Origin of the sequence: Blautia sp. Marseille-P2398 (assembly GCF_964240315.1) — a bacterium.
GTDB classification, from domain to species: Bacteria; Bacillota; Clostridia; order Lachnospirales; family Lachnospiraceae; genus Blautia_A; species Blautia_A wexlerae.
On the sequence record NZ_CAXSTD010000001.1, the window covers coordinates 162576 to 188219 of the forward strand.

Consider the following 25644-nt stretch of genomic DNA (forward strand, 5'->3'; position numbering starts at 1 on the left):
ATCAACTAGTTTTTTACATTGTCATTGTCAAAATGCAATGTCTTATGGTACTTCGCATTCTCCTCCAGAAGTTTTTTCCATTTTTGTCCATCCTCTTTCGTAGGATTATCAAAATTCTGCTGGCCTTTCAGCTCATCCATATACTGGACATAATCCAGAAAATAAATATCTACCGTAGAAATATCTCTGTCCTGAATTGCGAAGTTATTACAATTTCCAGTAGACTCATTGTACGGAAGTGTGTTTCCATTGGCATCAAGAGCTACCATAAAGCAATCACTGTTGGAACCTTCCTTATAAAGTTCATTTACCGTCAATTCATATGGAGTACGAATCACCGATTTAAGTCCAATACCTGCATCGTTTGTATCATTGAGTTCCAATACTTCTGTCTGGGAATCATCTACCGTAACCGGGATATCGAAGCTCCAGTCACCTTCATATTTGTAGTAGCCAGCATCCGTTCCATATTTTTTCTCATCCTCTTCTGACCACTGATAGTTTGCTTCCAGTCCTCTTACCTTGGTAATATCCAGATGCAGGTTAAAGGTATCTGGAATATCAATTTCTTTAATGTACTTCTGATATGCTCCACCACGCTCAGATACTTTATTGATAAACTCTTCCAACAGCGCATAACCTTCATCCGTCTGATCATCTAAGTCCGCCTGAGTTATTCCCATCTCATCCATTACCTGCTGTGTCATTTCATCGTATTTCTCATTATATTCCGTATAGTCTTTTGCCGCCTGAGCAAGATCATAACGGAAAATGCATGCATAGGTGTTGTCATCCAGAAACTGTCCTTCCACCTGGCCGTCGATCACCGGACTAGCTTCTGAATTAAAGTCCACACCGCCAGTCATATCCAGATCAATGACCGGTGTTCCATTTTCCGCCAAAGTTTCTGTCTCCGGGAATTGTGTATCACTTTTAAACTGCATGGTCACATAAATCGCCTGACTGTTAGCATACACCTCAGAGCATGTAATTGTCAGCCCATCTGCAGTTTTAGTGTAAGCAGCACCACTATTGGTGTTGCCGTTCTTGGCTCCATCTGTTTCACTGCTGTCTGTCTTCGTTCCATCAACAGCTTCCAAAGTTGTTGCATGATCTGAAAAGTCACCAAAGAAACTCACATTATCCTGTAAAATTTCAAAGAGTCCTCCTACAACCGGGATATTTTTTGCCATTACCGGATTGATTGCACAGAATACAAATCCTACTGCCAGTACCGCTGCCATCCCTCCTGCTATCCTGCCTCCACTTTTCATCCAATGATATGGATCCTTTGATGCTTTTTTCTGTAAAACAGCGTTATTTTCAATCAAACGATATGCCTGATTAATATGTTCATGCACGATTTCCGGCATTTCTATGTCCTTTTGAAGTTTTTTCTGGAAGTCTTTCTCATTATAATTTAAAGTCATCATTAGGCACGTCCCTCCTTAACCTTATATCCATACATCTCTGCAATCTGTTTTCTGCCACGATAAAGACGAGATTTTACAGTGCTTTCCTTCATATCCAGAATGTCACTGATTTCCCGGATACCAAATCCTTCCATATAGTATAGAAGAACAACCAAGCGGTATTTACTGTCCAATGGCTCTAAGGCCTGGATCCATTCCATTGCTGCATATTTTTCTTCGTGAAAAGGCGTTTCCGGCATCTGATCCGTATAAGTAACCAGCTTTTTCTTCTGTATCATGTCCTTGCACTTATTGATCAGAATTCGGATCATCCATGTCTTGAAATATCTGTTCTGTTTCAGACTTTTCAAATTTTCATAGCAGGAAAGAATCGTATCCTGTATTGCATCCGCAACATCTTCATCACTTTTCAGATATGCCGCTGCAACCTTGTACATACTCTGTACATTCTCATCTATAAGCCGACAAAAAGCATCTTTATCGCCTTTCTTTGCTTTTCGTATCAAAATCTCATTCATTGTCGTCTCCTTTCTCCTATATCAGACCGGTCATCAGGAAATATTGTATAAAAGCTTTTCTTTATGTGCTTCTACTTATTAGACGTGCAAACTCCCAAAAAAGTTGCACTTTTTTTTAACAATCTCAGAAAATCCCCAAAAGATTAGTTTGAACACTTTCATGCTTTTCATGATTATCAGTCAAGGTGTTATAAAATATTCCAGGTACTAAAAACAGCCGTACCATGTATTTTTACATGATACGGCTTCCAATGATTCCAGCCCCTCAGGACAGATCAATCAAAAATCATATTCTCTGTCCCATCAGGTTTTAAAAATACTGTTTTCGAAATTCCATTACATTCCAGCGTTACTTTCTGCTCATGGGAAGAACAGAGGCGAACCCTGTGTATCCTGCCCTCTCTCCATTCAAAATCAACTGTGATGTCACCCTGTGCCTTCATTCCCCGGACTTTTCCATCCTTCCATTCATCCGGAAGTGCCGGAAGTAACAGGATATACCCTTTCCTGCTCTGGATAAGCATCTCTGCAACTGCAGCTGCAAAGCCAAAATTCCCATCAATCTGGAACGGAGGGTGTGCACACAGCATGTTGGGATAAATGCCGCCTCCCACACAGGAGATATTTTCCTCCCTGGTATAACGGAGCTGGTTTTTCAAAAGCCCCAGTGCATGTTCCCCGTCCCGTAAAGAAGAGGAGGAACAGACAATGAAAAAATTTAAAGCTTATATCGAATATGTAATGAACTTTTATGCCAACTATTACAGATTTTACCGGTAAGTGCAAAATATGGCTTCCGGATATAACCCGGAATCTGTATTTGCAGTTCATGTAGACCTTGTAATCAATAATTTCAGTATACGCTAGAATCCGTTTCCTGTACATGAACAGGATGCGTTAATATATAAACAAAATTTTACAGTTGGCAGACTTAGCCAAAAAGAACCAATATCAGTCTTGCAAAGACCTTGTATCGGTTCTTTTTGTATTTTCTCATTATCTAATTATGGGAGGATTTTTCTATATCACCGAAAAAACTATTATTCCCGCACTTCAAGCCACTGGTCAATGTTCCCAAAATGTACCGCCTGCAGGTTATCTACATCAACCAGTTGCGGGAAGCTGTTTCTGATGATCAGGACACCATTTTCCTTATCCTGTTTTTCTCCACCGCCAGCGATGCCTCCCATGGTTAAGTCAAGTGTTAAAACTGTCCCATCTTTATAACGCACCTGGTCAATATTAGCTCTGCCATAAAGATCCATGCCATAATCTGTACCTGTGTACTCAAACTTGTTTTTCTCATCTTCATACACCTTCATAGCTTCATCATAATCAAGATATAATGACCATAAAAGGGGCGTTACTTCCATTTTTTTCACTGTGATTTCATAACCTCCAAAATCACATTTCCGGTTCACTTCCAGAGTTGTCGGAGGCTTTACTGCACCCAGAGTCCATTTAAAATCCCATGTTCCATCTGTAATAACAGTCTTATCATAATCCCCTTCCTCCGTAAGATTCTTCAATGTGATTTCTACAGTTTTATTACTCAGATTATAATCACTGTCATAAGAAATCCCTGCTGTGAAATATTTAGAATGTGCCGAATCCTGATCATAGTTCAGCAGATTATCCTGGCTCACACCTGTACTCAGGCTTCCAAATCTGTCATCATCTTCTGCATATACTTCTTTTCCATCAATTTTAAAATGTGTCATCTCCTCAAAAGAAGTATGATCAGTCATAGAAATACTGTCCTCTGTTTTCACTTCAAAAAAAGCATACAGGAATCCCTGATCCTGAATAGAATCTGTCAGGGTAACCGTCACACCATTTTGTGTTACAGACTGGTCTATATTCTGAATATAGTTTGATTCCTGCATCGTTTCCTGCTGTTCCTCAGAGGGTTCCAGTCTTTTTAACAGATGGTCATTCCATTTAAAGAACTCTTTTGCCGCCACTGTTACTCCCATGCCTGTACAGATCACTGCTGCTGCAATCAGTAATCGGCCACTGAATCTTTTTCTTTTGTATTTTTTATCAACTGCATCTGCCTGCTCAATATGTCTCAGTGTCTCTTCAAATTTATCATGAAAATCCTGTGGTACTTCCGGTGCTATATTATTCCATTTGTTCTCTAACATGACATTTTCCCCTTTCCTGTTATTCTCTTTGATAGTTTGCTGTTTTTCCTAGGCATCGGTCTTTTCTCTTCTTCATCGGATAACTGTGCTTTCAAAAAATCTCTTGCACGGGAAAGTCTGCTTTTAATCGTTCCTTCCGGAATATCCAGAGCCTCACTGATCTCTTTCTGTGAGAATCCTTCTAAATAATACAATGTTACCAAAATCCTCAGATCCTCCGGAAGTTCCATAATCGCCATATACAGATGACTGTATCTGTCCTCCTCAGTCAGCCTCATATTGTCCATATATTCTTCATATGGAATAACATTTTTTCTTTTCCGAAGAATCCCATTGCATTCATTGATCAATATCTTTGTGATCCATGTTCGAAAATACTTTTCTTTCTTTAAGGTGGGAAGTTTCTCATATGCCTTAAGAATTGTTTCCTGCACAGCATCCCCACAATCAGAATCATTCTTCAGAATGGACTTTGATATATGATACAGCATGGCTTCTGCATCCCGAACCTCCTTAATAAATACATCTTTTGTCATAACTTTGTCTTCTCCTTTTGTCCAGCCGGATTACTACACGTGTTTACTTTTACACTAATTAGATGCATCGGGAAGAGGATTGGTTCTCATAAAATTATCTCAGGATTTTGTAACTTAAAAAATACAATTTGCACATATACAATGATACAATAAAAATATAAAAATTATAGCAATTCCTACACGAAAGGGGTCATGTTTTATGAGAAAAAGAATTAGTTTTATTTCTGTGCTTACCATGTTTCTGGCAATTGGTTTTGCAATTATCTTCTCCATACCCGTAAAAGCAACGGCAAATGGGGTCCAATTAAAAGCAAATCGGACATACACAGCATATGATGTTACCGGTGATGGAACGAAAGATAAAATCAGAATCAGAGCAGCCAATCAAACCGACGATGAAGCATATTCGTCACTTACTGTATCGGTTAATGGAAAAACAGCTTACAGATTAAAAAATACACGTTTTTATAATGTTATAGCAAATATTTATACATTGAAAAACGGACAGCCGTTTTTATATCTCTATGCACCAGCCGAGAATGGTGACGGACCTGTATGTGCATTATTAAAATACACAAACGGAAAGTTCAGAAAGGCCCTTGATTTCACTGAAATTATGGCAGGATACGGAAACCATCGCATAGGTGAAGTTACCAACTTAAATGGAAATAAGATTGTAATTACAGAGAGCATCGTTTCTTATTCTCTTGGTATCAATGCAATTAATTTCACCTACGAATATGTCAATGGAAAATTTGTTCCGACAAGCAGATATGGATCTTACAAAGAAATATATTCCGCAGATGGAAGCAGCCGACATTTCACAGTAAACAGTGATCTTCCGGCATATGCCAGACCAGGCGCTACTGCGGTGAACACAACACTGAAAACCGGATCATTAACAAAAATCATTAAATGCGCACTCATAAACGAAAAGATGTATATTCAGTTAGAATGCGATGGAGAAATCTACTGGATTAAAGCGCTGGAAAATCCACCGATTTCTGATAACGAAAGACAATTTATGGAAGTTAGATATGCAGGATGATATCATAAGAGGATGTCGGTTAATACCACATTTCGACATCCCCAGTAGTAATTGAAAGATGAAATTTATTTTTTGCCGCAAAATGAAGATAGTTTAAACTTTAAAAAAATCCCTAAAATTAGTATACCTATGGATAATTGAAAGATACAGAATCTGCAAATCAAGTAGTAGTTCTATAGAACTATTTTACAAAAAAATCATAGGTTTAATTCCCAAAAACCACCAAGAGATTTTTCTTATCTCCTGGCAACTTCTCTTCATTATATCATTAAATTATTGTACAACACTCATACTTTCATCGATCCAGTTCTGAACCATCGCAGCACTTACTTTAAGATAGTGGGCTATTTTTTCAGCTTTCATTCCATCCGCAGCCATGGACAAAGCAGTTTCTTTTGCCTGTGGCACCACGATTTCATAAAAATAGAATCCCAGATAGCCGATATTTTCCAACTTGATGATGACAATACTCCTGTATGAGAGATAAAGCCCAAAAGAAAAGCAGTTTGAACCGAGAGTAACTAACTCGATAATCAAGCTGCTTTTTTCATATCACGTTATTCAATTCATCAAGACTTCTGCAATTATCTCTGCTGCTATCTGGGAACCTTTTTCATTTGGATGGCACCCATCATCCGCATAAAGATTTACTTTATCTGAAAGTTCATAAAATTTCTTTCCAACATCTGCAATCAAAGTATGGTTTCTATCTGCTACTAGGTGATAAGTTTCATACAGTTTCTGATACATCTCATCATAATCCATTCCAAAAGTTTCCAACTTCTTTCCTCCACGTTGATATGCCCAGGTCGCATAAAAAACTGGCTTTGCTCCATTCTCCCTGATCTTCTCACAGAGTTTTTCTGCATTTTCAAGGAAACTGGCTTTTGATGTAATTGGACCATGCTCATTTCCTGTAAAATGACAAAATCCCATTTTTCATTTTGCAAAGCTTCCTGTGTACGCTTTCCCATCTTTGTTTTCGGATTTAACTGATCTGCCAATCGTTCCCCTCCACGGGTATGTTGCACAATCTCTGCACCGGTCAACTCAGCCAACATGTCCGGCATATGATTTGCCGTTGTAAAACTGTTTCCTAACATCAATATTCTCATCTTCTATATTCCTTTATTATGCGCATTTACTTCTATCGCATAAACCAATTCCGTATGTTCATCAAACAAAACCCACTCCACCAGATCAAAATCATCTGGATGTTCCTTCAAAAATCCAGCAACTGTATTTACTGCAATTTTTGCTGCAAGTCCAACCGGAAATGAATACACTCCTGTAGAAATTGACGGAAATGCGATTTTTCTGATTTTGTGTTCCAGTGCCAGCTGCATAGAAGATAAATAACAGCTTGCAAGTAATTCTTTTTCATTTTGATTCCCACCATTCCATATTGGTCCTACTGTATGGATAACATACTCACAAGGGAGCTTATATGCTTTTGTAATTTTTGCCTTCCCTGTCTCACATCCATGTAATGTTCTGCATTCTTCCAAAAGTTCTGGTCCTGCTGCTCTGTGAATTGCTCCATCCACACCTCCGCCACCAAGAAGTGAATTATTCGCAGCATTTACGATTGCCTGAACATCTGTAATTTTTGTAATGTCTCCTCTGATTGTTTTCAACAATTCCATAATTTCTTTACTCACACTTTCTGTATTCTTCCAAAATGTCATTTGCTCCATAGATATTCTGGGAGTGTTCCATATTGCTGTTGCACATATTCAAAGATTTCTTCTTTACTCACACTCTATTCAGTTCCTGTTTTCTCTTATGTCCTGTTCTCAATCATACCACATTTCCAACCTTCCTACTACTGCCCAAATCCTTTTGCAATTTGAACCTCTATTCCTGCAAGTATTATAAATTGCTTTATAGTTAGCTACCGAAATCGCCACATTTTTCTTAAAAATCATGCGAAGTTTTCGTTAAGAAGTTCGTACGCAGGTTTTACGAAAACCATGACGAACATTTTACGAAAATCCGTTTAAAAAGTTACATGAATTTATAATGCAATATATGAAGTGGTGTATATAAGAAAAACCCTTGAAAATACTGGATTTTCAAGGGTTTTAAGACTCTTTTTAAAGTTCTGCAAAAACCAGATTACTGTGCCATCTGTTTTGCAACTTCTTCTGCAAAGTTCTCTTCTTTCTTTTCGATACCATCACCTGTCTCGTAACGTACGAAACCTTTAACAGTGATCTTAGCACCGTTTTCTTTAGCAACCTGCTCTACGTATTTAGCTACAGACTGTTTTCCGTCTTCAGCTTTAACGTATGTCTGGTCAAGAAGGCAGATTTCTTTAAGCTCTTTTTTGATACGTCCTGTGATCATTCCTTCGATAACCTTAGCCGGTTTCTGGGATTCTTTCGGATCGTTCTGGATCTGAGCCATAAGGATTTCTTTCTCATGCTCAATGTATTCTGCACTTACTTCGCTGTCGCTTGTGTACTGTGGTTTCAGAGCTGCAATCTGCATTGCTACGTTCTTAGCCATTTCTTTAACAGCATCGTTAACTACGTCTGTTTCAACGTCTACAAGAACACCGATCTTACCGCCCATATGTGTGTAGGAAGCAACGAAACCGTTCTCTTCTGTAACCTGAGCAAATCTTCTGATGTTCATGTTCTCGCCGATAACTGCGATCTGAGCTGCAAGAGCTTCTTTAACAGTCTTAGTTGTATCAAGTGCCCATGCTTCTGCAAGGAAAGCATCGATATCTGCTGCTGTTGTGTTCATAGCCTGAGCTGCTACATCTGCAACGTAGTTCTGGAATTTTTCATTCTTAGCTACGAAGTCTGTCTCAGCGTTAACTTCTACAACAACTGCTTTCTTTCCGTCTTCGGAAACTAAAGTTTTGCAAAGACCTTCTGCTGCTACACGGCTTGCTTTCTTCTGTGCTGTAGCAAGACCTTTTTCGCGAAGGAATTCTACTGCTTTATCCATATCACCTTCTGTAGCTGTAAGAGCTTTCTTACAATCCATCATTCCGGCGCCGGTCATTTCTCTTAATTCTTTTACCTGTGCTGCTGTGATAGCCATTTCATTTTCCTCCTGAATAATATTCGTAAATCGCCCGGAGGGGCTTTTCCTTTTTCAATGACAGGAAAGCCTGTCGGCTTTCCTGTACTGGTTCAAAAAATTATTCTTCTGTAGCTGCGAACTCTTCAGATTCAGCTTCGATTTCACCGTCTACATCTGCAGTACCCTGTTTTGCTTCGATAACAGCGTCTGCCATTTTGGAAACGATTAATTTTACTGCACGGATTGCATCATCGTTACCCGGAATTACATAATCCAGTTCTTCCGGATCGCAGTTTGTATCGCAGATACCGATAAGCGGGATTCCTAATGTATGAGCTTCCTGTACGCAGATTCTTTCTTTCTTAGGATCTACGATGAAGATTGCATCCGGAAGTCTCTTCATTTCTTTGATACCGCCGATGTTTTTCTGTAATTTTGCAAGTTCTTTTTTCAGCTCAATAACTTCTTTCTTAGGAAGAACGTCAAATGTTCCATCAGCTTCCATAGCTTCGATTTCTTTCAGTCTTGCAATACGGCTCTGGATAGTTTTGAAGTTTGTAAGCATACCACCTAACCATCTCTCGTTTACATAGAACTGTCCGCAACGCTCTGCTTCTGTTTTGATAGCATCCTGAGCCTGTTTCTTTGTTCCTACGAATAAGATGCTTCCACCGTCTGCTACGATATCAGCGATTGCATTGTAAGCATCGTCAACCATACCTACAGACTGCTGTAAGTCGATGATGTAGATACCGTTTCTCTCTGTGTAGATGTATGGAGCCATTTTAGGGTTCCATCTTCTTGTCTGATGTCCGAAATGTACGCCTGCTTCTAAAAGCTGTTTCATTGAAATAACGCTCATGTTTGTTCTCCTTTTTGGTTAATTTCTTCCGCCCGGTTCTTTTTCCTGGGGACCCAGCCTCACACCGCAGGGCACCATCCGCGGGAATCTCCGAACGTGTATATTTTTGCATGCACAATAGATGCGCATGACTCGCAACTTCTGTAGTATAGCATACAAAAACCCTCCATGTAAAGAGGGTTTTTTGCAAATTTTTTATTATTTTTACAGGTTTTTCAGGATCTGCCAATGCTGTCTTTCAGTTTTTTCTCTTCTTCAGCAGTCAACTGACGGCATTCTCCTTTTTTCAGGTCATCCGGCAATGTTAATACTCCCATGGAAATTCGTTTCAGATAGACCACTTTCTTTCCTACTGCTTCTGTCATTCGCTTGACCTGATGGAATTTGCCTTCTTTGATCGTAAGCTGAATTTCCGAAGACCATCCTGACGGATACTGTTCCAGTTCTGCCTCTTCCACTTTTCTGGTTCTGAGGATTTCCAGTTTCGCAGGCATAGTCGGATTTTTTTCTCCAATCTCCAGACCCTCAGCAAATCTCTGTACATCCTCTTTTGTCACGCAGCCATCTGTGACAGCATAGTAAGTTTTGTCTACATGCTTCTTCGGAGAAAGAAGTTCATGTGCCAGTGCTCCGTCATCTGTGATCAGAAGCAGGCCCTCTGTATCTTTATCCAGTCTTCCTACAGGAAACATATCTTTCCTGTCTGACGGCACCAGTTCCATCACTGTTCTGTCACGCTTATCCTCTGTTGCACTGACATAACCTGCAGGTTTGTGCAGAAGATAATAGACGAATTCCGGTGCCCTGGAAACTCTGTTTCCATCCAGAATTACTTCATCCTCTTCACTGACCTTGATCTCCGGTTTCTTTGCAGGCACACCGTTGATCCGGACTTTTCCTTTTTGAATATATTTTTTTACCTCACTTCTGGTCCCTGCTCCTGCATCTGCCAGAAACTTATCAAGACGAACTGCTTTTCCCATCACATTCTCCTGTTGATTATCATCTGCTTTCTATGGCAGATTTTTTTATATCATTCTCTTCTTTTTTCTTACACTGTACACTTTTTCGAAATGAGTAAGGCAGCACACTACGCCGGCCAGCAGAATCAGATAGATCAATATCAAAATCTGCACACCGTATTTCATGGAAAACAGATCCAGTGCATATTCTGAGATAAGCAGTGACCAGATGTTTGCTCCCATATGGAGCAGCATACTGCTGTAAATATTTCCACTCATTTCCAGTATCCATGCAAATGCAGTTCCGAGGATGCTTGCGTAAATTCCCTGTACGATATTTCCGTGATAGATACCAAATATCAACCCGGAAATCACTGCTGCCACCGGCATCTTCAGCCAGTCACGCAGACGCAGATAGATTAACCAGCGGAAGATCATTTCCTCCGCCGCAGGTGCAATAATTCCCATCCAGAAAATCATCATAAGAAGTGATTTTCCTTCTGTAATTCTGGTCATGCTCTCCTGATAGGTGGTGCTGTTGATAAATGACTGAAGTATTGCCATCAGGAAGTTTCCATATTGTGCAAATCCGGCTCCTGCCAGAAGTAAAAGAACTGTTTCCGATATAGAAAGCGGTACTTTTTTCTGCGCCGGGATCAGGCCGCTGGCAATTCTTCTAACTTTATCTCTTCGATAAAAATACAATGCCGGGATCATAGCCAGGATTCCTGTTAAGCCTGTGAGAAAAATCGTGTAATTATAGTATGTCTCTGCCGAATTTTCTGCTGTTCTTGCAAATACTGCCAACGCAGTCCCTGCAACGATCTGCGAAATCACAAAATGGATTCCTGCCGGATATCCTGCCCTCCAGATTTTAGAAACAATATTTTGTTTTCGCAGAGGGCTCAGGCGAAAAAATCTACGATTCCTTCTGCAGAATCAACGATTTTCAGAGGTTTTGCCTGTTTAAGCTCTTCTTCAGTTCCATATCCGAAAGAAACTGCAATACATTCCAGGCCAGCTTTGCGTGCTCCGTATACATCATGTTCTTTATCTCCAACCATAATAACCTGATCTCTGTGTTTGTCCATATTCAGACGTTTCAGAACATCTTCGATCACTTCTGTCTTGTTTGTTCTTCGACCATTCAATTCGCTTCCGCCGATTTCTGTGAAGTACCGGGTAAGTCCAAAATGATCCAGGATCTGTCTCACATATACTTCCGGTTTAGAGGATGCTACTGCGAGAATATATCCTTTCTTCTCCAACTGTGCCAGCATGTTCTCAATTCCCGGATATACGGCATTTTCAAAGATTCCTGTCACAGAATAGCGTTCTCTGTAAATTTCCACCGCCTGTTTTGCGGTTGCCTCATCAATCTGTGCATATTGCATAAACATCTCCATAAGCGGCGGTCCTATGAAAACCTTCAGTTTCTCAAGGTCCGGTTCAGGCTTTCCAATTCTCTCCAGTGCATACTGAACAGATTTCGTGATACCCTCTCCGGATTCTGTTAATGTTCCATCTAAATCAAACAAAATTACTTTGTACATAGGTTCCTCCTGTCTCAGAAAAATTGATATAATATGATAAATTATAGCATTGTTTTCCTGAAGCGTCTATGAGGAAAAAATCCGGGGATTCATTTTTATCAGCTTTCCGCCTTGAGAGATAACCAACAATTCTATTTCTTTTACATTTTCATCTTCCGTATCCGGTATGATCCAGTCTCCTTCCCAATGCCAGGGACATTCTGTTTTGTTAAGCCGAAAAGAAAGAATCTGAACAGAGCCCCGGGATATTATCTGAATTCGCGGGGTATGGAAACTATCTGTATTTTGTGTGCAATGAAACTTAACAGCTTCATCTTTTACATGCGTGTATTCAACAGTATCCCCCTGGTTTTCTTTATTCTGAAACACTTTGGAATTACCTGTATTCTTGTTTTCTTTTTCTGTTTTCTTTGCTTTATTTTGTTTCTTCTTATTTTTCTTTTTTGACGGCTTAGGAGTTGGGGGCTGAGTTGATTTGGGTGTTTTTGTCGGCTTCGGATTTTTCGCAGGTTTAGGTGTTGGTACAGGTATTGATGTTGGGGTGGGTTTTTCTGATATCTTAACAGCGGATTCATTATCCGTCCGGGATGTTATCTGCATATTGTTATCTGTCTGAGGTTGAGCGTTCCATGCAGAATTATTATTCCGGGCATTATTACTCTGAACGTTATTATTCTGGGCATTATTATTCTGGACATTATTATTCTGAGAATTATTATCCCACTGAGAATTATTGTTCCATTGACTGCTGTTATTCCAGTCAGTGTTATTCTGCTGTACACCATTCCATTGCTGTATATTATCCTGTGTTCCGTTTCCTGTATCAAAATCATACTGATATCCATTGTCCTGCGTCTGATCGTTCTGTGCAGGAGTTTCTGATGTGTTGTCTCCAGTCTGCCGGTTATTTTCCCATGTATTCTCCCAACTGCTCTGATTCCACTGCTGTTCCTCATGCCATTGCCAGCTGCTGTTTTCTCCATTTCCTACATCAATATCAAAACCTCCCATCTGCATGGCAGAGATAGTCGAAGTCAGGCACAGGCATAAACATACAAATGTCACAATCCAGAGTCTGTTATGATTTTTCTTCACTCTTAGTCATCTCCTTTTCCCACAATCTCAGATTTCTGCTGACTGTATCGTCTAACATTGTTTCTTTCGACTTATATTCTGTCCATAGTGCCTGACCGGCTTCCTTTTGCCAGGTACGGAACAGGAACATTCCATATTCACCGTATCCGGCTCTGTAAGTTTCATCATAAAGAAGCATTTGCTCATAGTAGAATCCTGCATTTTCATAATTTTCCTGGTACTCACTGTTTACTGCCAGAATCTGTAATATCTTTCTTGACTCCTCTTTTTCAGTGCATTGTTTTTGTAATTTCCGCAGTCCGGTATCTGCCTGTTCACAAATTTTTTCCCTGTCCGCTTTACTGCCGTTTTGAAATTCTTCCTGATAATAAAGGTCTGTAATATCAGTTAGCTCTTCATAAAAATCAAATGTTTTGGAGCCGGATACCAGATCAGAACTAAACAGAAGAAAAACAGTTATTACTGCAAAAACAATACTGCTCCCTGCCAAAACCAACATGTTTTTAATTTTACTCTGATTTTGTCTCTTCTGGATTCTGCTTAGTTTTTTCTGTACAGTCTTCATATTTTGATAACGCATTTCCGGTTTCTTCATGCAGCATCTGAAAATAAGCCAGAATAATGACATGTTTCGGATGAATAACAGACAATCTGTTTTTCCACATAAGGCAGATAATGTTTTTCCAAATGTATAAATATCTGTTGCTGCATTTATCTTTCCCTCATATTGTTCCGGCGCAGCAAAACCGGCAGTGCCTGTACATACTTTATGGTGATATTTATATCCGTTTACAGCACCGCCCAGATCGATCAGATATAATCTTCCATTCTCACCCAGCATCAGATTGTCAGGCTTCAGATCTCCATAATAAACCGGTGGTTTCCGACCATGAAAATAGGAGAATACATCTGAAATCTCCATTCCATATTTAACGATTTCATTTATGGAAAAATGTTTTCCGCCTCTTAAATACTCACCCAGAGATTTTCCCCTGACATATTCCATAACAAGGTAACATTTTCGGTTATCTTCTATGTAATCTATCATCTTTGGCAAAGACGGATGCGAAAGTTTCAAAAGCATACGGGCTTCACTTTTGTCGGATACCGGTATTTCTTTTACCGCCCACAAAACGCCCAGTTCCAGGTCTCTGGCAAGGTAAACTTTCCCTCCGCCGCCTTTTCCAACAGGATCCAGAATACAGTAACGCCCTTTTAATACAGTTCCAGATAAATTCACTGGTTCACCTCCTGTTCAATTGTCAAACAGATAAAATCATCAGATTCGCTACTTGCTCATAACCGAATAACTGCTCCGCAGTTTATCTGAGCCAAGCAGATATTCACAATTCGTTTAAAATAAAAATGGAAAATGTGATGAAAGAATTTCATCACGTATAGATTAGATAAATACATGATAGCACATTTCGTTCTTTTTGAAAAGCCCCATTTACAATATATGTAAACAGGGCTTAGTATACGTTACTGTTCACTCCGTTCTCAGTAACGTAGCCAAAATTCATTCCAGATTGCCTGCGGCAATGAAATTTTGGCTTGTATGTCTCGGGATTTTGGCATATTCATGCCCAAACACCTCGCAGGATAGTGGTGTGTGAACAGTAACTAGTATACCAACAAGTTGATTTATTGATGAATCTTATTTTTACATTCTGTCCGGTGCAGAAAATCCAAGAAGATCGATACATGTCTCCAGAACTTTCTTAGTGAGTTTCAGCAACTGGATGAAGGAAGCTTTCTGTGCTTCGTTCTCTTCGCTGAGGATCTTTGTCTCATGATAGAAGCTGTTGAATGCATTGGATACTTCGTAAATATATGCACAGATCTTATGCGGTGCTTTTTCTTCAAAGGCGTTCTCTACGGTTGCACCAAAACCTGTCAGCTGAAGCATCAGGTTCTTCTGGCTGTCGTTTACAGGATCAAGGATTGTACCTGCTTCAAGGTTGCCGCCCTCTTCTGCAAAACGGTTCAGAATAGATTTGATACGAACGATCGTATAAAGGATATACGGACCTGTATTACCTTCAAATGATGTAAATCTGTCAATATCAAAAATGTAATCCTTGGTAGCCTGATTGGAAAGGTCACCGTATTTGATTGCGGAAAGCCCTACGATCTCTGCAGTTTCTTTCGCATCTTTATCTTTCACGCTGCGATTCTCAACAATCTTGGTAAACATCTCTTCGTTGATGTCTTTAATGAGAGTTTCCAGACGCATAACGCCGCCCTCTCTTGTCTTGAACGGTTTTCCGTCTTTTCCGTTCATGGTTCCGAATCCAAGGAAAGAAAGCTTTGTATCATCTTTTACAAGCCCGGTCTTTCTTGCACAGCGGAATACCTGGATAAAGTGAAGTTCCTGACGTTTGTCTACCACATACAAGATCTCATCCGGGTTAAATAATTTCATTCGCTCTACGATTGTTGCAAGGTCTGTAGTTGTATAAAGAGAAGCTCCGTCTGATTTCAGAAGCATACATGGAGGAATCTCTTTTGTGTCGTTCTCTTCTTTTACATCTACTACAAGTGCACCCTGGTCTACATAAGCGAATCCTTTTTCTTTCATCTCCTCAACCATTCCAGGAATATATGGCTGTGCATCGGATTCCTTTTTCCAGAGATCAAAAGACACATTTAATTTGTCATAGTTGCGCTTCAGGTCTGTAACGGATACGTTCATAATATGGTTCCAGAGAGCCATGTATCCCGGTTTGCCCTGCTGAAGAAGATGAGTTGCTTCCAGAGCTTCGTTTCTGTACGCTTCATCCTCTTTGGACTTGCCGCTTGCACATGGATAGATTTCTTCCAGCTCGCTGATCGTAAATGGTGCTTCCTCCGGATACTCTCCTGTGTAAGAATCATCAAAATAAACCAGCTCCGGTTTTCTGTGTTTCAGTTCTGTAATGATCAGCCCCATCTGAAGACCCCAGTCTCCCAGATGAACATCACCGATTACTTTATGTCCTACAAAGCGACCGATTCTCTTAATACTTTCTCCGATGATTGCAGAACGAAGGTGTCCTACATGAAGAGGTTTTGCAACGTTTGGTCCACCGTAGTCGATGATGATCGTCTTCGGCTCTTTTGCTGCAGATACGGAAAGTTTCTCGTCTGCTGCCATTTCCTTTAAGTAATCTGCAAGGAATTCACCTTTTACTTTTAAATTGATAAATCCCGGTTTTACGACTTCTGCCATGGAGAAAACCTGGCTGTCTTTTAAGTATGCTACTACATCATCAGCGATCATAAACGGTGCCTTCTTGTATGCTTTGGCTCCTGCCATAGCACCGTTGCACTGAAATTCGCAAAGATCCGGTCTGTTGGATACGGTTACTTTTCCGTAGGATGGGTCGTATCCGGATTTTTCAAATGCTGCGGAAAGTTCTTCCGCCATCTGTTCCATAAGTTTCTTCATTCTTTCCTAACTCCTCAGATTGTTTTATTCTACTACCACTTTTCTTGAACATGCAACTGCAATAGCACCATGTCCGATATGGCATGCAACACTTAATGATAACGGATTCTGCACAATCTCAATTCCGGGGAATACTTCGGCAATTTCTTTCTTAAATTCCTCTGCTTCCTCCTGATTTCCTGTATAAGCAGACTGCAGGCACATTTCGCCACGTTTTACGTATTCTGTGAAGCGGTTCTCCCAGTCATTCTGTATAGCCTTGAGCATGACACGTTTTGCCTGCTTCTTGCCTCTTGTTTTGGAATATGCATCCAGCTTCTCACCCTGGATCTGAAGCACAGGTTTCAGGTTCAGAACTGTTCCGATTGCTGCTGCTGCAGGAGTAATCCTTCCGCCTTTCTTAAGGTATTTCAGAGTTTCCAGAGTAATATAGATACTGGAATCCAGCTTCTGCTCTTCCAGAACCTGTTTGATCTGTGTCGCATTTCTGCCCGCATCTCTTAATGTGAGGGCATCCAGTACAGATTGTCTCTGCGTAACAGAAATTCTCTGATTGTCTACTACATGTACTCTTCCGTCATATTCCTGAGCCAGTCCCATTGCTGTATCGCAGGATGCACTCAGTCCGCTTGACATTGGAATGTGCACTACTTCATCATACTTTTCCAGTAATGTATTCCAGAGTCCGCATACATCTGCCGGCCCCGGCTGTGAAGTAGAAATAGCCTCATCATTCTTAAGTCTCTCATAAAACTCTTCCTGTGAAAGAGTGATTCCTTCAAGATAAAGCTTCTCGTTAATATAAAAAGGCATTGGAATTACGCTGATTCCAAGTTCTCTTGCCTGGTCCTGTGTTATGCCGCTGTTACTGTCTGTGACAATGGCAATTTTTCCCATATTCATATCTCCTTTGCTTCTGATCCACTTCAGATTTTTTATGTATCAATTATCTTTTCATAAAATTACAGACTATGTTCAGTTTATCATATTTTTTTATGTATCACAATCAGGAACCGCTAATTTATTGCAAAAAAATTCCGCATAGATTGACCCATGCGGAATTTTGACTGCCTGTTTCTATTCTTTTGCGATATTTATGCCAGAATTAGTCCAGTTCCCTTACGATCTTACGTACCGGCAGAACAAATGTAGGTGATACAGATAATTCATCAATCCCCATCTGTATAAAGCGTTCTGTCAATGTAGTATCTGCTCCGAGCTCTCCGCAGATTCCTGCCCAGATTCCCTCTTTATGTGCATTATCAATGACCATCTGGATCATACGAAGTACAGCTTCATGATGAGAATCATAAATATTATCCAGTTTTGCATTCTGACGGTCGATTGCCAGTGTATACTGTGTTAAATCGTTAGTTCCGATGCTGAAGAAATCAACTTCTTTTGCAAGAAGATCACTGATCATAACTGCAGCCGGTGTCTCGATCATTACACCCTGCTCTACGTCATCATTAAACGGAATGCCCTGCTCTGTCAGCTCTTTCTTAACCTCTGCAACAATAGCCTTGATCTGTTTTACTTCTGTTACAGAGATGATCATCGGATACATAATGGAGATATTTCCGAACATACTTGCTCTGAACAGTGCACGAAGCTGTGTCTTAAATACTTCCGGTCTGTCCAGGCAGATACGGATTGCACGATAACCCATTGCCGGATTCTCTTCGTGTGCCATATCAAAGTAATCAATCTGCTTGTCTGCGCCGATATCCAGTGTACGGATGATTACTTTCTTTCCTGCCATATTCTGTGCTACTGCTTTATAAATCTGGAACTGCTCTTCCTCTGTCGGATAATTATCTTTTTCCAGATAAATGAATTCACTTCTGAATAGACCAATACCTTCTGCATCATTAGCCAGTACACTGGCTACATCGCCTGTGCTTCCGATGTTTGCGTACAGATGAATCTTATGTCCACTCTTTGTCTCTGTAGTTTTGCCTTTTAATTCTTTGAGCATTGCTCTCTGGCGCAACTCCTCGTCTTTCTGATCCTGATATTTCTTCAGGGTATCTGCATCCGGTTCCACAATAAGAGAACCGGTCTTACCGTCTACAACTGCCATTTTCCCATCCATGCTGTCATCATATTCAATATTGATCAGCGCCGGGATATTCATAGTTCTTGCAAGGATTGCTGTATGGGAATTGGAAGAACCTTTCCTTGTAACAAATGCAAGAACTTTGCTCTTGTCCATCTGTACAGTTTCACTTGGAGCCAGATCCTCAGCAACGATAATAGATGGTTCTGCAGCATCCATATCTCCCTCATCGTGTCCTGATAATACACGTACCAGACGATCTGAAATATCCTTTATATCTGCCGCTCTTGCTTTCATGTAGTCATCATCCATCTGCGCAAACATGTCTGCAAAATTATCGCCTGTTGTTGCTACTGCATACTCTGCATTTACATTCTCCGTACGGATAATGTTATCAATAGAATCCAGATAGTCCTCATCATCCAGCATCATCTGATGCACTTCAAAAATAGCAGCACCTGATTCTCCAACTTCCCGGAGTGCCTTATCATACAGTTTCTGAAGCTGTTCAACTGCTTTCTCTTTTGCTTCCTGCACACGTGTGATCTCTGCCTCCGGATTTTCTACCTTCGTACGCTTTACACTTGTGTCTGCTTTCTGCAAAATAGAAATCTTTCCAATTGCAATTCCTGAAAATACGGACTTACCTTCTAATACTTTCATTACTCCAATTCTCCTTATTAAAGATTATGGCATAACTGTCTGACATCTTCACAGTTACAGATTATTTTTCAAAAACTCTCTCATTACTTCGGCATCTGCCTCTTCATTCTCGCCTTCCACATGTACTGTTATCTGATCTCCCTGTTTTACTGCAAGATTCATAACACAGAACATCCGCTTCGCATCACCACTGTCTGTTCCTTTAAAAATAGTGATATTGCTCGTAAGCTTTCCAGCTTCCTGCACAAGAAGCAGTCCGGGCCTTGCATGTATTCCAAATTTATCTTTGATGATATAGGTAAATGATACCATCCGCGAACTTTCTCCTGTATAAATAATTCTTTTTGAGATACTCCATTATAGCACAACCTGTCTTTGTACTTCCATATTTTTTTATTTTTTGTACAAATTTTAGCACATTCCTTGACATCTATACAAATTTGATTGTTTTTCTGTTTAAAATCCACAGAAAAATGGTTATTGTTCACTTCGTTTTCAATAACACGCTTTGCAGGATATTACCAGTAAACAGTAACTAAAAATGTTACAGAAAAACAGACTCAATATACAAAGGTATTGTACATCAAGTCTGTTTTATCTATGCAGTGTTTATTCACTTCTCAACGCATCAATAGGATTTAAATTTGCTGCTTTCACAGAGGGAAGCAGTCCAAATACCACGCCTATCACTGTAGAAAACAATACTGCGATCACAATTGATGGCACACTGATCGCAGTAGGCGAACCGGTAACCTTTCCCACCACTTTCGACAGCCCGATTCCTGTTATTACTCCGATAATACCGCCAATACTGGTAAGTACGGAAGCCTCTGTCAGAAACTGTCCCAGAATAGTCTTCTTACGTGCCCCGATAGCCTTTTTCAGACCAATCTCTTTGGTACGCTCCGTAACAGAAACCAACATGATATTCATGACACCAATACCACCCACAAGGAGAGAAATACTTGCAATCCAGATCAGCTGATTATTTGTACTCTCACTGAGCTTCTGCATATTCTTAACCTGCTCCATGATATCTTCAGCTTTGTATTTCATGGTTGTATTTCCACCTGTATTCAGGGCTGCAATTAAATTATTCAGCGCATCTGCTGCTGCATTTCCCACCGTACTCATAGTATCTGTGCTGTCTGCTTTCACAATTACATTCTGAGGAACATCAAATTTAAAGGAAATCGGCCAGCAGCTGTCCGGAATCATCACACTTCCAACGATTGACTGATAATAAGTGTAATATTCGTCAATACTGTTGATCGTCGGCTGATAATTCTCATCCTGCCGGATCACTCCCACAATCGTATATGGTTCCTGATTGATCTCCACAGTCTGCCCTACCGGGTTCTGTGACGGGAACAGATTCTGTGCCGCATTATCATCGATCAGCGCAACTTTATTGTAATTTTTGTAGTCATCCTTTACAAATCCTCGTCCTGACTGAATCACATATCCGCAGGTAGCCAGATAGTTCACATCAATCCCGTAAACACTTCCGCCTTCCAGACTGTTATTGTTATTATAAATAGATGCGCTGGTACTGTTATAATAAAAAGTTGCATTCTCAACATGGTCCAGATCTTTCACTTCTTCTTTTACATCATCTGTCAGAATCGGTGCTTTTGAAGAATTTCCATATTCCGCATCATATTGATTATCTCCATCATACAGATAAATATTTACTGTATTGGAACCTGCACCTATCAGGTCTTCCTTAATCTGCTCACTGGTTCCTTTGATGGTAGAAACAATTGCAATGATAGACGCAATACCAATAATGATACCCAGCATAGTCAGGAAGGATCTCATCATATGTGACCATATTCCCTGAAAAGCCAGGCGTATATTTTCAAGCATAAAATGTCTCCTTTCTCAATTAATATCCATACATCTGATCCAGAGTAACTTCTTTTGTCTTTGCGCCCTCTTTCACATCTTTTCCATAAGGAAATGCAATCAGATCATCTTCACTGAGCCCACCTTTGACAATCACACTGTAACCGCTGTCTACAGCTGCACCCACAGAAATCTCCTGTTTCTTCAGGACTCCTTTATCATCTTTATATACATAGTTTTTATTATTGTCATTTCTGACAAAAGCTTTCTGGATGACCATAATGTTCTCTGCAGCAGATGCTTCATAATTAACAGTAACCCAGTCCTGATCCTCCAGTTGAAGAGTTTTATCAGTCACCACTGCTGTAAATGCATAATAAGATACATTGGGATTGCTGCCTCCATAAGAACTGTTACCGGTTACAGGATATTCCGAAACATCCATAACATCTGCCTCAAAAGATCCGCTGGTATAACTTGTACAATTAAGCTTTGTGCCTTCTTTAAAATCATCGAGCATCAGTTCACTCACAGAACCTACCACATAAAATCCATCACTGCTTTTTATCTTGATCAGAGCCTTACCGTCAGTTGTCTCACCACTTCCGGAATCCCCCACATAAGTAACCGTACCATCCAGTTTTGCAGTGATAAGCTTTTTATTAGCTTTCTTTTCCAGCTGTGATATCTTGATATCGCTTTCCTGGAGATCCAGCTTCAGACTGGCAATCTTACTCTTCTGATACTTAATAGCATCTGTCCTGGAAACAGGGGTTCCGGTAGGTTCATCATTCCCACCAGGATTATCATCTCCTCCATCATCTGGATTCTCATCATATTTATCTGCATCTGCCAGTGTAAATTCCACCTCTGCAAATTCATATACCGGTTTCTCCAGAAAACTTCCGTTTACCAGATAATAACCTGTGCAGGAGGTTTTCAGATCATCATAGTCCGCTATTGTATCATTCTGATGAAATTCCAGACGGTACCAGTAACCACCCTGATTAACAACTTTGGTTCCATCAGGACTGTATCCTGCAAGTTTATTAAAGAATGAACCCATTACTGTTACTTTTTCTTTTGCACTGCTACACAGATATACATATGGATCGTCCTCTGTGCCACTTCCTGTAAACGGAACGGAATCTGCATCCAGTTTTTGATAAAATGGCTCGTCACCATCTGTGATATTCGGATCACCTTTTCGGTAATAAGGATCAAAATATGTGGTACGATCATCCAGTGTTGGCGTTGGCGTTGGTGATAATTCCGGTGTATCATTTTTTCCTGAATTAAAATCATCCTTCTCTCCGTCACTGAATCCATTCGCTGAGGGATCCGAATATACCGGAGTATCATTATCCGCAGATGTTCCGTCTGATGAACCGCCTGTATTTCCGGTATCTGTTGAAGCATCATCTCCCGGTAAATCTGCCTTGGATGAAGAATTGTCTGAGCCCGCATTATCCACTGCATCTCCATCTGTAAAAGCAGATAACAAAAACGGATGCATGGCTGCTGCCAGATAATTACCGGACATATCTGCTGTGGATGATAACGTATTATCCGGCGTCATATCATCATCGCCTGTATCATTATTAGTGCTTCCTGTTTTTGAATTCAGGTTATCGGCATCTGTACCCGCATCTGTTTCCTCTACAGGTCCACCATTCTGAAGGCTGTTCAGTCTGTTCACTGCTTTATTTAAATCCTGCTCCAGTTTCTGTTTTTTCAGCTTTGCTATATTCAGTTCCATTTCCACCAGAGTAGTATCAAAAGAAACCAGAGGATCCCCTTTTTTTACGGCATCTCCCTTTGTCACATAAATCTGATCAATAATCAGGTCTTTATCACCGTTTACTGTCTGTGTTGCACTGGATGTAATGGTTCCGTCAAGCGTGGTGGAAGGTGTATAAAATTCCTGCAGTAATCCGCTCACAGGAGTAACCGCCACTGTTTTCTGGCTGTTTTTCTTCAGCTGCATCAATCCCGCTGTAATTCCGCTTCCTGCGATTACCACCACAAGCACTCCTGCGAGGATTTTCTTTACTTTGCCCATGAAGATCACCTCTTTTCCTGAAGGATACCATCTTTGATCGTAACCACCCTCTTCGCATGTGCGGCAATATCCGCATCATGGGTGATCATCAATACAGATACCCCCTCATCATTCAGTCTCTGGAAAAGTTCCATAACCTGCGCACCTGATTTACTGTCAAGAGCACCTGTAGGTTCATCTGCAAGAAGAAGTTTCGGGTTATTGACGATCGCCCTGGCAATGGCAACCCTCTGCATCTGACCTCCTGAAAGCTGATTTGGCTTAAAATCCACTCTGTCCGCCAGGCCCACTCTGTCAAGTGCCTTCAGAGCGCGTTCTCTTCTCTCCTTCTTAGGTACTCTCGCATAATTTAATGGCATCTCAACATTTGCCAGAGCACTCTGCTTAGGGAGAAGATGAAAACTCTGAAAAACAAACCCTATCTTATTCAGCCGGATATCTGACATTTCATTCTCCGAACACGCCTTAATATCCACTCCATCCAGAAAAAAAGTCCCCTCTGTCTGCTTGTCCAGACATCCGATAATGTTCATCAGAGTAGTTTTTCCCGAACCGGATGGTCCCATAATTGCCACGTATTCTCCTTCTTCCATGGAGAAATTCACGTCTTTTAATACCGGAACTTTCATTTTACCCTGCTGATATTCTTTATATATACCCTTTAATTCCAGTATCATTCGATCCCCTCCACGTCTTCACCTGCGCTCATACCAGGTGCCTCATCGATTGGTACAAGTTCCTCATTTGGATCAATCGAGTCATCCGAACTGTCATCTTCAGAACCCTCTTCCATATCTGGATCTGTATAGGCTTCCCCATCTGCGGAATCTGGCTGTTCATCATCCATATTTCCATGATCAGCATCCATATCTGTAATCCCGTCCGCGCCTCCGCTCATTGTCTGAGCCAGATCTCCGATCTCTGTTTTTTCGCCTTCTTCCAGAGCCGCTGTCGGGAATGCAATCGCATCTTTCTTTGTAAGGCCCTCAACAATCTTATATTCTCCAAGATCATCATCATGTTCTCCAAGTGTTACATAACGCTTCTCCAGTCTGTTCTTATCGCTGGCTGCCCATACATACGGTTCATTGGTATCTGTGTCCAGAATATAGTAATCACTGAGCCACAGACCGTCTTTTTTCTCATCCTGTCCGATGTCACGTTCTATGTACACATGCTGTCCAAGCATCAGATTCTCAGAGGAATCCAATTCCACATAAAAAGGATAAGAAGTAGACGTTGTCTGATCATCGGAACTGGTACTTGCCATACCCATATACATATCATTACTGCTGTCATCTGAAGTTCCATTATTCACATCTACGGATCCCATCGTTCCTTTCCATGTTTTACTGCTGTCTACTCTGGAACGGATGATCACTGCCTCTCCGGGTACAATAGAATCCCTGTTCTGTTCATTAACTTTACCTTTTACTCTGTAAGCACCTGTACTGAGAATTGTAATAAATGCAGAACTGTCCGAACTTCCGTCACCTGACGACATGCTACTGTCCATTGCACTGCTGTCATCCACAGAATCACCGTCGTCACTTGTCATTTTGGAAGTGTCAATTTTCTGTATCACACCATCTATTTCACTTCGAACCTCTGTATTCTGTGTTGCGCTCTGAAGTTTATCAATTTCAGACTGTTTACTCTTCTGACTATATTCATTCTTCTTGAGATTCATTTTGTTAGTCTCGATTTCAATGGTATAGGACAACTGATCTTCGGCCTTTGCTTTTTTCTTCTCCGCTTCCAGCGTAGCTATCTGTTCTGTCAGGCTGATCTGTTCATTTTTTAATCTGTCCAGATCCAGTTGCGCCTGCTTCAGATCATCCTCAATACTGCTGAGATCATATTCAAAAAGAAGCTGTCCGGCCTTTACCTCTTCTCCGGTCTTAACTTCCACTTCTTTTACTTTTCGTCCACTTTCTATTTTTACGTTTACAGTTTTCTGCGGTTCTACCACACCGGCAAACCGATTTACCGCTGTTGTTTCAGATCCGGTGATCACACTTACTTTTGACACATACACAATAGAATCACCGGTTCCACTCTGACCGTTTCCTTTAAAGTGATACCAGACTCCGGTTCCGATACCGCCTGCTGCGATCAGGATTCCCAAAACGATAATAATACGTTTCTTCATAAATTGCCTCCTTGATATTGTCACCTTGTTCGGGCTAACATCTATTATACACTACTGCTTCTTTATATTATTATTATTCATTTTCCTATCATATCAGATTCCGTCTTAAAATAAAAGCTTTGTAACTAAATGGCAACATTTTTCACAATTTTTTCACGTTTTTTTTATGAATTTCGTTCATCTTTTTCACTTTTTTGACAGTCAGTACAAAATCTGTTAAAATAAACAGAATAGTAA

Annotated in this window: 24 protein-coding genes; 1 reads left to right on the forward strand and 23 read right to left on the reverse strand. The window is 40.5% G+C overall.

Annotated features, from left to right (window positions below):
* Positions 1–5: 5 nt before the first annotated feature.
* From ACESZG_RS00735 to ACESZG_RS00755, 5 genes are all read right to left on the reverse strand, one after another.
* Positions 6–1433, reverse strand: coding sequence for a DUF4179 domain-containing protein (locus tag ACESZG_RS00735; RefSeq protein ID WP_368211144.1), 1428 nt, complete (start codon positions 1431–1433; stop codon positions 6–8).
* A complete protein-coding gene (locus ACESZG_RS00740; RefSeq protein ID WP_368211143.1) occupies positions 1433–1951 on the reverse strand; it encodes an RNA polymerase sigma factor in 519 nt (172 codons plus the stop codon). The genes ACESZG_RS00735 and ACESZG_RS00740 overlap by 1 nt, the downstream gene beginning before the upstream one ends.
* Before the next feature lie 275 nt (positions 1952–2226).
* Complete coding sequence (locus ACESZG_RS00745; RefSeq protein ID WP_195278046.1) at positions 2227–2610, reverse strand: glycoside hydrolase family 95-like protein; 384 nt, start codon at positions 2608–2610, stop codon at positions 2227–2229.
* A 381-nt stretch (positions 2611–2991) separates the two neighbouring features.
* On the reverse strand, positions 2992–4098 hold the full coding sequence (locus ACESZG_RS00750) for a DUF4179 domain-containing protein (RefSeq protein ID WP_373217365.1): 1107 nt from the start codon (positions 4096–4098) through the stop codon (positions 2992–2994).
* Entirely contained in the window at positions 4092–4634 is a 543-nt protein-coding gene (locus ACESZG_RS00755) for an RNA polymerase sigma factor (RefSeq protein WP_173704885.1), read from the reverse strand. Before ACESZG_RS00755 ends, ACESZG_RS00750 begins: the two co-directional genes overlap by 7 nt.
* 199 nt (positions 4635–4833) lie before the next feature.
* Here ACESZG_RS00755 and ACESZG_RS00760 point away from each other — a divergent pair, with 199 nt between their 5' ends.
* Entirely contained in the window at positions 4834–5682 is an 849-nt protein-coding gene (locus ACESZG_RS00760; RefSeq protein WP_373217367.1) for a hypothetical protein, read from the forward strand.
* Between the two features lie 273 nt (positions 5683–5955).
* Here the strand turns inward: ACESZG_RS00760 and ACESZG_RS00765 are convergent, their stop codons facing one another.
* The 18 genes from ACESZG_RS00765 to ACESZG_RS00850 all read right to left on the reverse strand — a co-directional run bounded on the left by ACESZG_RS00765 (position 5956) and on the right by ACESZG_RS00850 (position 25407).
* The gene (locus ACESZG_RS00765) at positions 5956–6219 is read right to left on the reverse strand and encodes a hypothetical protein (RefSeq protein ID WP_008703683.1); all 264 of its coding nucleotides are present in this window, start codon (positions 6217–6219) and stop codon (positions 5956–5958) included.
* A gap of 24 nt (positions 6220–6243) precedes the next feature.
* Entirely contained in the window at positions 6244–6618 is a 375-nt protein-coding gene (locus tag ACESZG_RS00770; protein ID WP_243872894.1) for an SGNH/GDSL hydrolase family protein, read from the reverse strand.
* A 182-nt stretch (positions 6619–6800) separates the two neighbouring features.
* Positions 6801–7328, reverse strand: a complete 528-nt coding sequence (locus tag ACESZG_RS00775; RefSeq protein ID WP_055054004.1) for an O-acetyl-ADP-ribose deacetylase — start codon at positions 7326–7328, stop codon at positions 6801–6803.
* 472 nt (positions 7329–7800) lie between these two features.
* A complete protein-coding gene (tsf, locus tag ACESZG_RS00780; RefSeq protein ID WP_008703687.1) occupies positions 7801–8739 on the reverse strand; it encodes a translation elongation factor Ts in 939 nt (312 codons plus the stop codon).
* 100 nt (positions 8740–8839) lie between these two features.
* The gene (rpsB, locus tag ACESZG_RS00785; protein ID WP_055153048.1) at positions 8840–9583 is read right to left on the reverse strand and encodes a 30S ribosomal protein S2; all 744 of its coding nucleotides are present in this window, start codon (positions 9581–9583) and stop codon (positions 8840–8842) included.
* A 215-nt stretch (positions 9584–9798) separates the two neighbouring features.
* Entirely contained in the window at positions 9799–10566 is a 768-nt protein-coding gene (locus tag ACESZG_RS00790) for a pseudouridine synthase (RefSeq protein ID WP_118575549.1), read from the reverse strand.
* Between the two features lie 45 nt (positions 10567–10611).
* Positions 10612–11382: a lysostaphin resistance A-like protein gene (locus ACESZG_RS00795; protein WP_368261939.1), complete on the reverse strand. Its 771-nt coding sequence runs from the start codon at positions 11380–11382 to the stop codon at positions 10612–10614.
* 68 nt (positions 11383–11450) lie between these two features.
* Positions 11451–12098, reverse strand: a complete 648-nt coding sequence (locus tag ACESZG_RS00800) for an HAD-IA family hydrolase (protein WP_008703695.1) — start codon at positions 12096–12098, stop codon at positions 11451–11453.
* Between the two features lie 66 nt (positions 12099–12164).
* Complete coding sequence (locus ACESZG_RS00805; protein ID WP_173704538.1) at positions 12165–13193, reverse strand: hypothetical protein; 1029 nt, start codon at positions 13191–13193, stop codon at positions 12165–12167.
* The gene (locus ACESZG_RS00810) at positions 13177–14433 is read right to left on the reverse strand and encodes a serine/threonine protein kinase (protein ID WP_368261938.1); all 1257 of its coding nucleotides are present in this window, start codon (positions 14431–14433) and stop codon (positions 13177–13179) included. Before ACESZG_RS00810 ends, ACESZG_RS00805 begins: the two co-directional genes overlap by 17 nt.
* Before the next feature lie 423 nt (positions 14434–14856).
* Positions 14857–16623: an arginine--tRNA ligase gene (gene argS / locus ACESZG_RS00815; protein WP_026648788.1), complete on the reverse strand. Its 1767-nt coding sequence runs from the start codon at positions 16621–16623 to the stop codon at positions 14857–14859.
* A 24-nt stretch (positions 16624–16647) separates the two neighbouring features.
* Positions 16648–17520: a DegV family protein gene (locus ACESZG_RS00820; RefSeq protein WP_055053989.1), complete on the reverse strand. Its 873-nt coding sequence runs from the start codon at positions 17518–17520 to the stop codon at positions 16648–16650.
* Positions 17521–17728: 208 nt separating this feature from the next.
* The gene (gene ptsP, locus ACESZG_RS00825; protein WP_368261937.1) at positions 17729–19345 is read right to left on the reverse strand and encodes a phosphoenolpyruvate--protein phosphotransferase; all 1617 of its coding nucleotides are present in this window, start codon (positions 19343–19345) and stop codon (positions 17729–17731) included.
* Positions 19346–19399: 54 nt separating this feature from the next.
* A complete protein-coding gene (locus ACESZG_RS00830) occupies positions 19400–19657 on the reverse strand; it encodes an HPr family phosphocarrier protein (RefSeq protein ID WP_008703704.1) in 258 nt (85 codons plus the stop codon).
* A 297-nt stretch (positions 19658–19954) separates the two neighbouring features.
* Positions 19955–21214, reverse strand: a complete 1260-nt coding sequence (locus ACESZG_RS00835) for an ABC transporter permease (RefSeq protein WP_055053991.1) — start codon at positions 21212–21214, stop codon at positions 19955–19957.
* A 19-nt stretch (positions 21215–21233) separates the two neighbouring features.
* A complete protein-coding gene (locus ACESZG_RS00840; protein WP_173704533.1) occupies positions 21234–23255 on the reverse strand; it encodes a hypothetical protein in 2022 nt (673 codons plus the stop codon).
* 5 nt (positions 23256–23260) lie between these two features.
* Positions 23261–23932, reverse strand: a complete 672-nt coding sequence (locus ACESZG_RS00845) for an ABC transporter ATP-binding protein (protein ID WP_008703710.1) — start codon at positions 23930–23932, stop codon at positions 23261–23263.
* Positions 23929–25407 (reverse strand): efflux RND transporter periplasmic adaptor subunit, encoded by a 1479-nt coding sequence (locus ACESZG_RS00850; RefSeq protein ID WP_020994015.1) that lies wholly within the window; start codon positions 25405–25407, stop codon positions 23929–23931. Before ACESZG_RS00850 ends, ACESZG_RS00845 begins: the two co-directional genes overlap by 4 nt.
* Positions 25408–25644: the final 237 nt, after the last annotated feature.

What these genes read in the sequence shown, in the direction of transcription:
- ACESZG_RS00790 (WP_118575549.1), bottom strand. Translation starts at nt 10,566, where the DNA reads ATGGGAAAAGCAGTTCGTCTTGATAAGTTTCTGGCAGATGCAGGAGCA.
- ACESZG_RS00800 (WP_008703695.1), bottom strand. Translation starts at nt 12,098, where the DNA reads ATGTACAAAGTAATTTTGTTTGATTTAGATGGAACATTAACAGAATCC.
- ACESZG_RS00840 (WP_173704533.1), bottom strand. Translation starts at nt 23,255, where the DNA reads ATGGGCAAAGTAAAGAAAATCCTCGCAGGAGTGCTTGTGGTGGTAATC.
- ACESZG_RS00735 (WP_368211144.1), bottom strand. Translation starts at nt 1,433, where the DNA reads ATGATGACTTTAAATTATAATGAGAAAGACTTCCAGAAAAAACTTCAA.
- ACESZG_RS00850 (WP_020994015.1), bottom strand. Translation starts at nt 25,407, where the DNA reads ATGAAGAAACGTATTATTATCGTTTTGGGAATCCTGATCGCAGCAGGC.
- ptsP (WP_368261937.1), bottom strand. Translation starts at nt 19,345, where the DNA reads ATGAAAGTATTAGAAGGTAAGTCCGTATTTTCAGGAATTGCAATTGGA.
- ACESZG_RS00755 (WP_173704885.1), bottom strand. Translation starts at nt 4,634, where the DNA reads ATGACAAAAGATGTATTTATTAAGGAGGTTCGGGATGCAGAAGCCATG.
- ACESZG_RS00775 (WP_055054004.1), bottom strand. Translation starts at nt 7,328, where the DNA reads ATGGAATTGTTGAAAACAATCAGAGGAGACATTACAAAAATTACAGAT.
- ACESZG_RS00830 (WP_008703704.1), bottom strand. Translation starts at nt 19,657, where the DNA reads ATGGTATCATTTACCTATATCATCAAAGATAAATTTGGAATACATGCA.
- argS (WP_026648788.1), bottom strand. Translation starts at nt 16,623, where the DNA reads ATGAAGAAACTTATGGAACAGATGGCGGAAGAACTTTCCGCAGCATTT.
- ACESZG_RS00770 (WP_243872894.1), bottom strand. Translation starts at nt 6,618, where the DNA reads ATGGGATTTTGTCATTTTACAGGAAATGAGCATGGTCCAATTACATCA.
- ACESZG_RS00845 (WP_008703710.1), bottom strand. Translation starts at nt 23,932, where the DNA reads ATGATACTGGAATTAAAGGGTATATATAAAGAATATCAGCAGGGTAAA.
- ACESZG_RS00750 (WP_373217365.1), bottom strand. Translation starts at nt 4,098, where the DNA reads ATGTTAGAGAACAAATGGAATAATATAGCACCGGAAGTACCACAGGAT.
- ACESZG_RS00835 (WP_055053991.1), bottom strand. Translation starts at nt 21,214, where the DNA reads ATGCTTGAAAATATACGCCTGGCTTTTCAGGGAATATGGTCACATATG.
- rpsB (WP_055153048.1), bottom strand. Translation starts at nt 9,583, where the DNA reads ATGAGCGTTATTTCAATGAAACAGCTTTTAGAAGCAGGCGTACATTTC.
- ACESZG_RS00820 (WP_055053989.1), bottom strand. Translation starts at nt 17,520, where the DNA reads ATGGGAAAAATTGCCATTGTCACAGACAGTAACAGCGGCATAACACAG.
- tsf (WP_008703687.1), bottom strand. Translation starts at nt 8,739, where the DNA reads ATGGCTATCACAGCAGCACAGGTAAAAGAATTAAGAGAAATGACCGGC.
- ACESZG_RS00760 (WP_373217367.1), top strand. Translation starts at nt 4,834, where the DNA reads ATGAGAAAAAGAATTAGTTTTATTTCTGTGCTTACCATGTTTCTGGCA.
- ACESZG_RS00740 (WP_368211143.1), bottom strand. Translation starts at nt 1,951, where the DNA reads ATGAATGAGATTTTGATACGAAAAGCAAAGAAAGGCGATAAAGATGCT.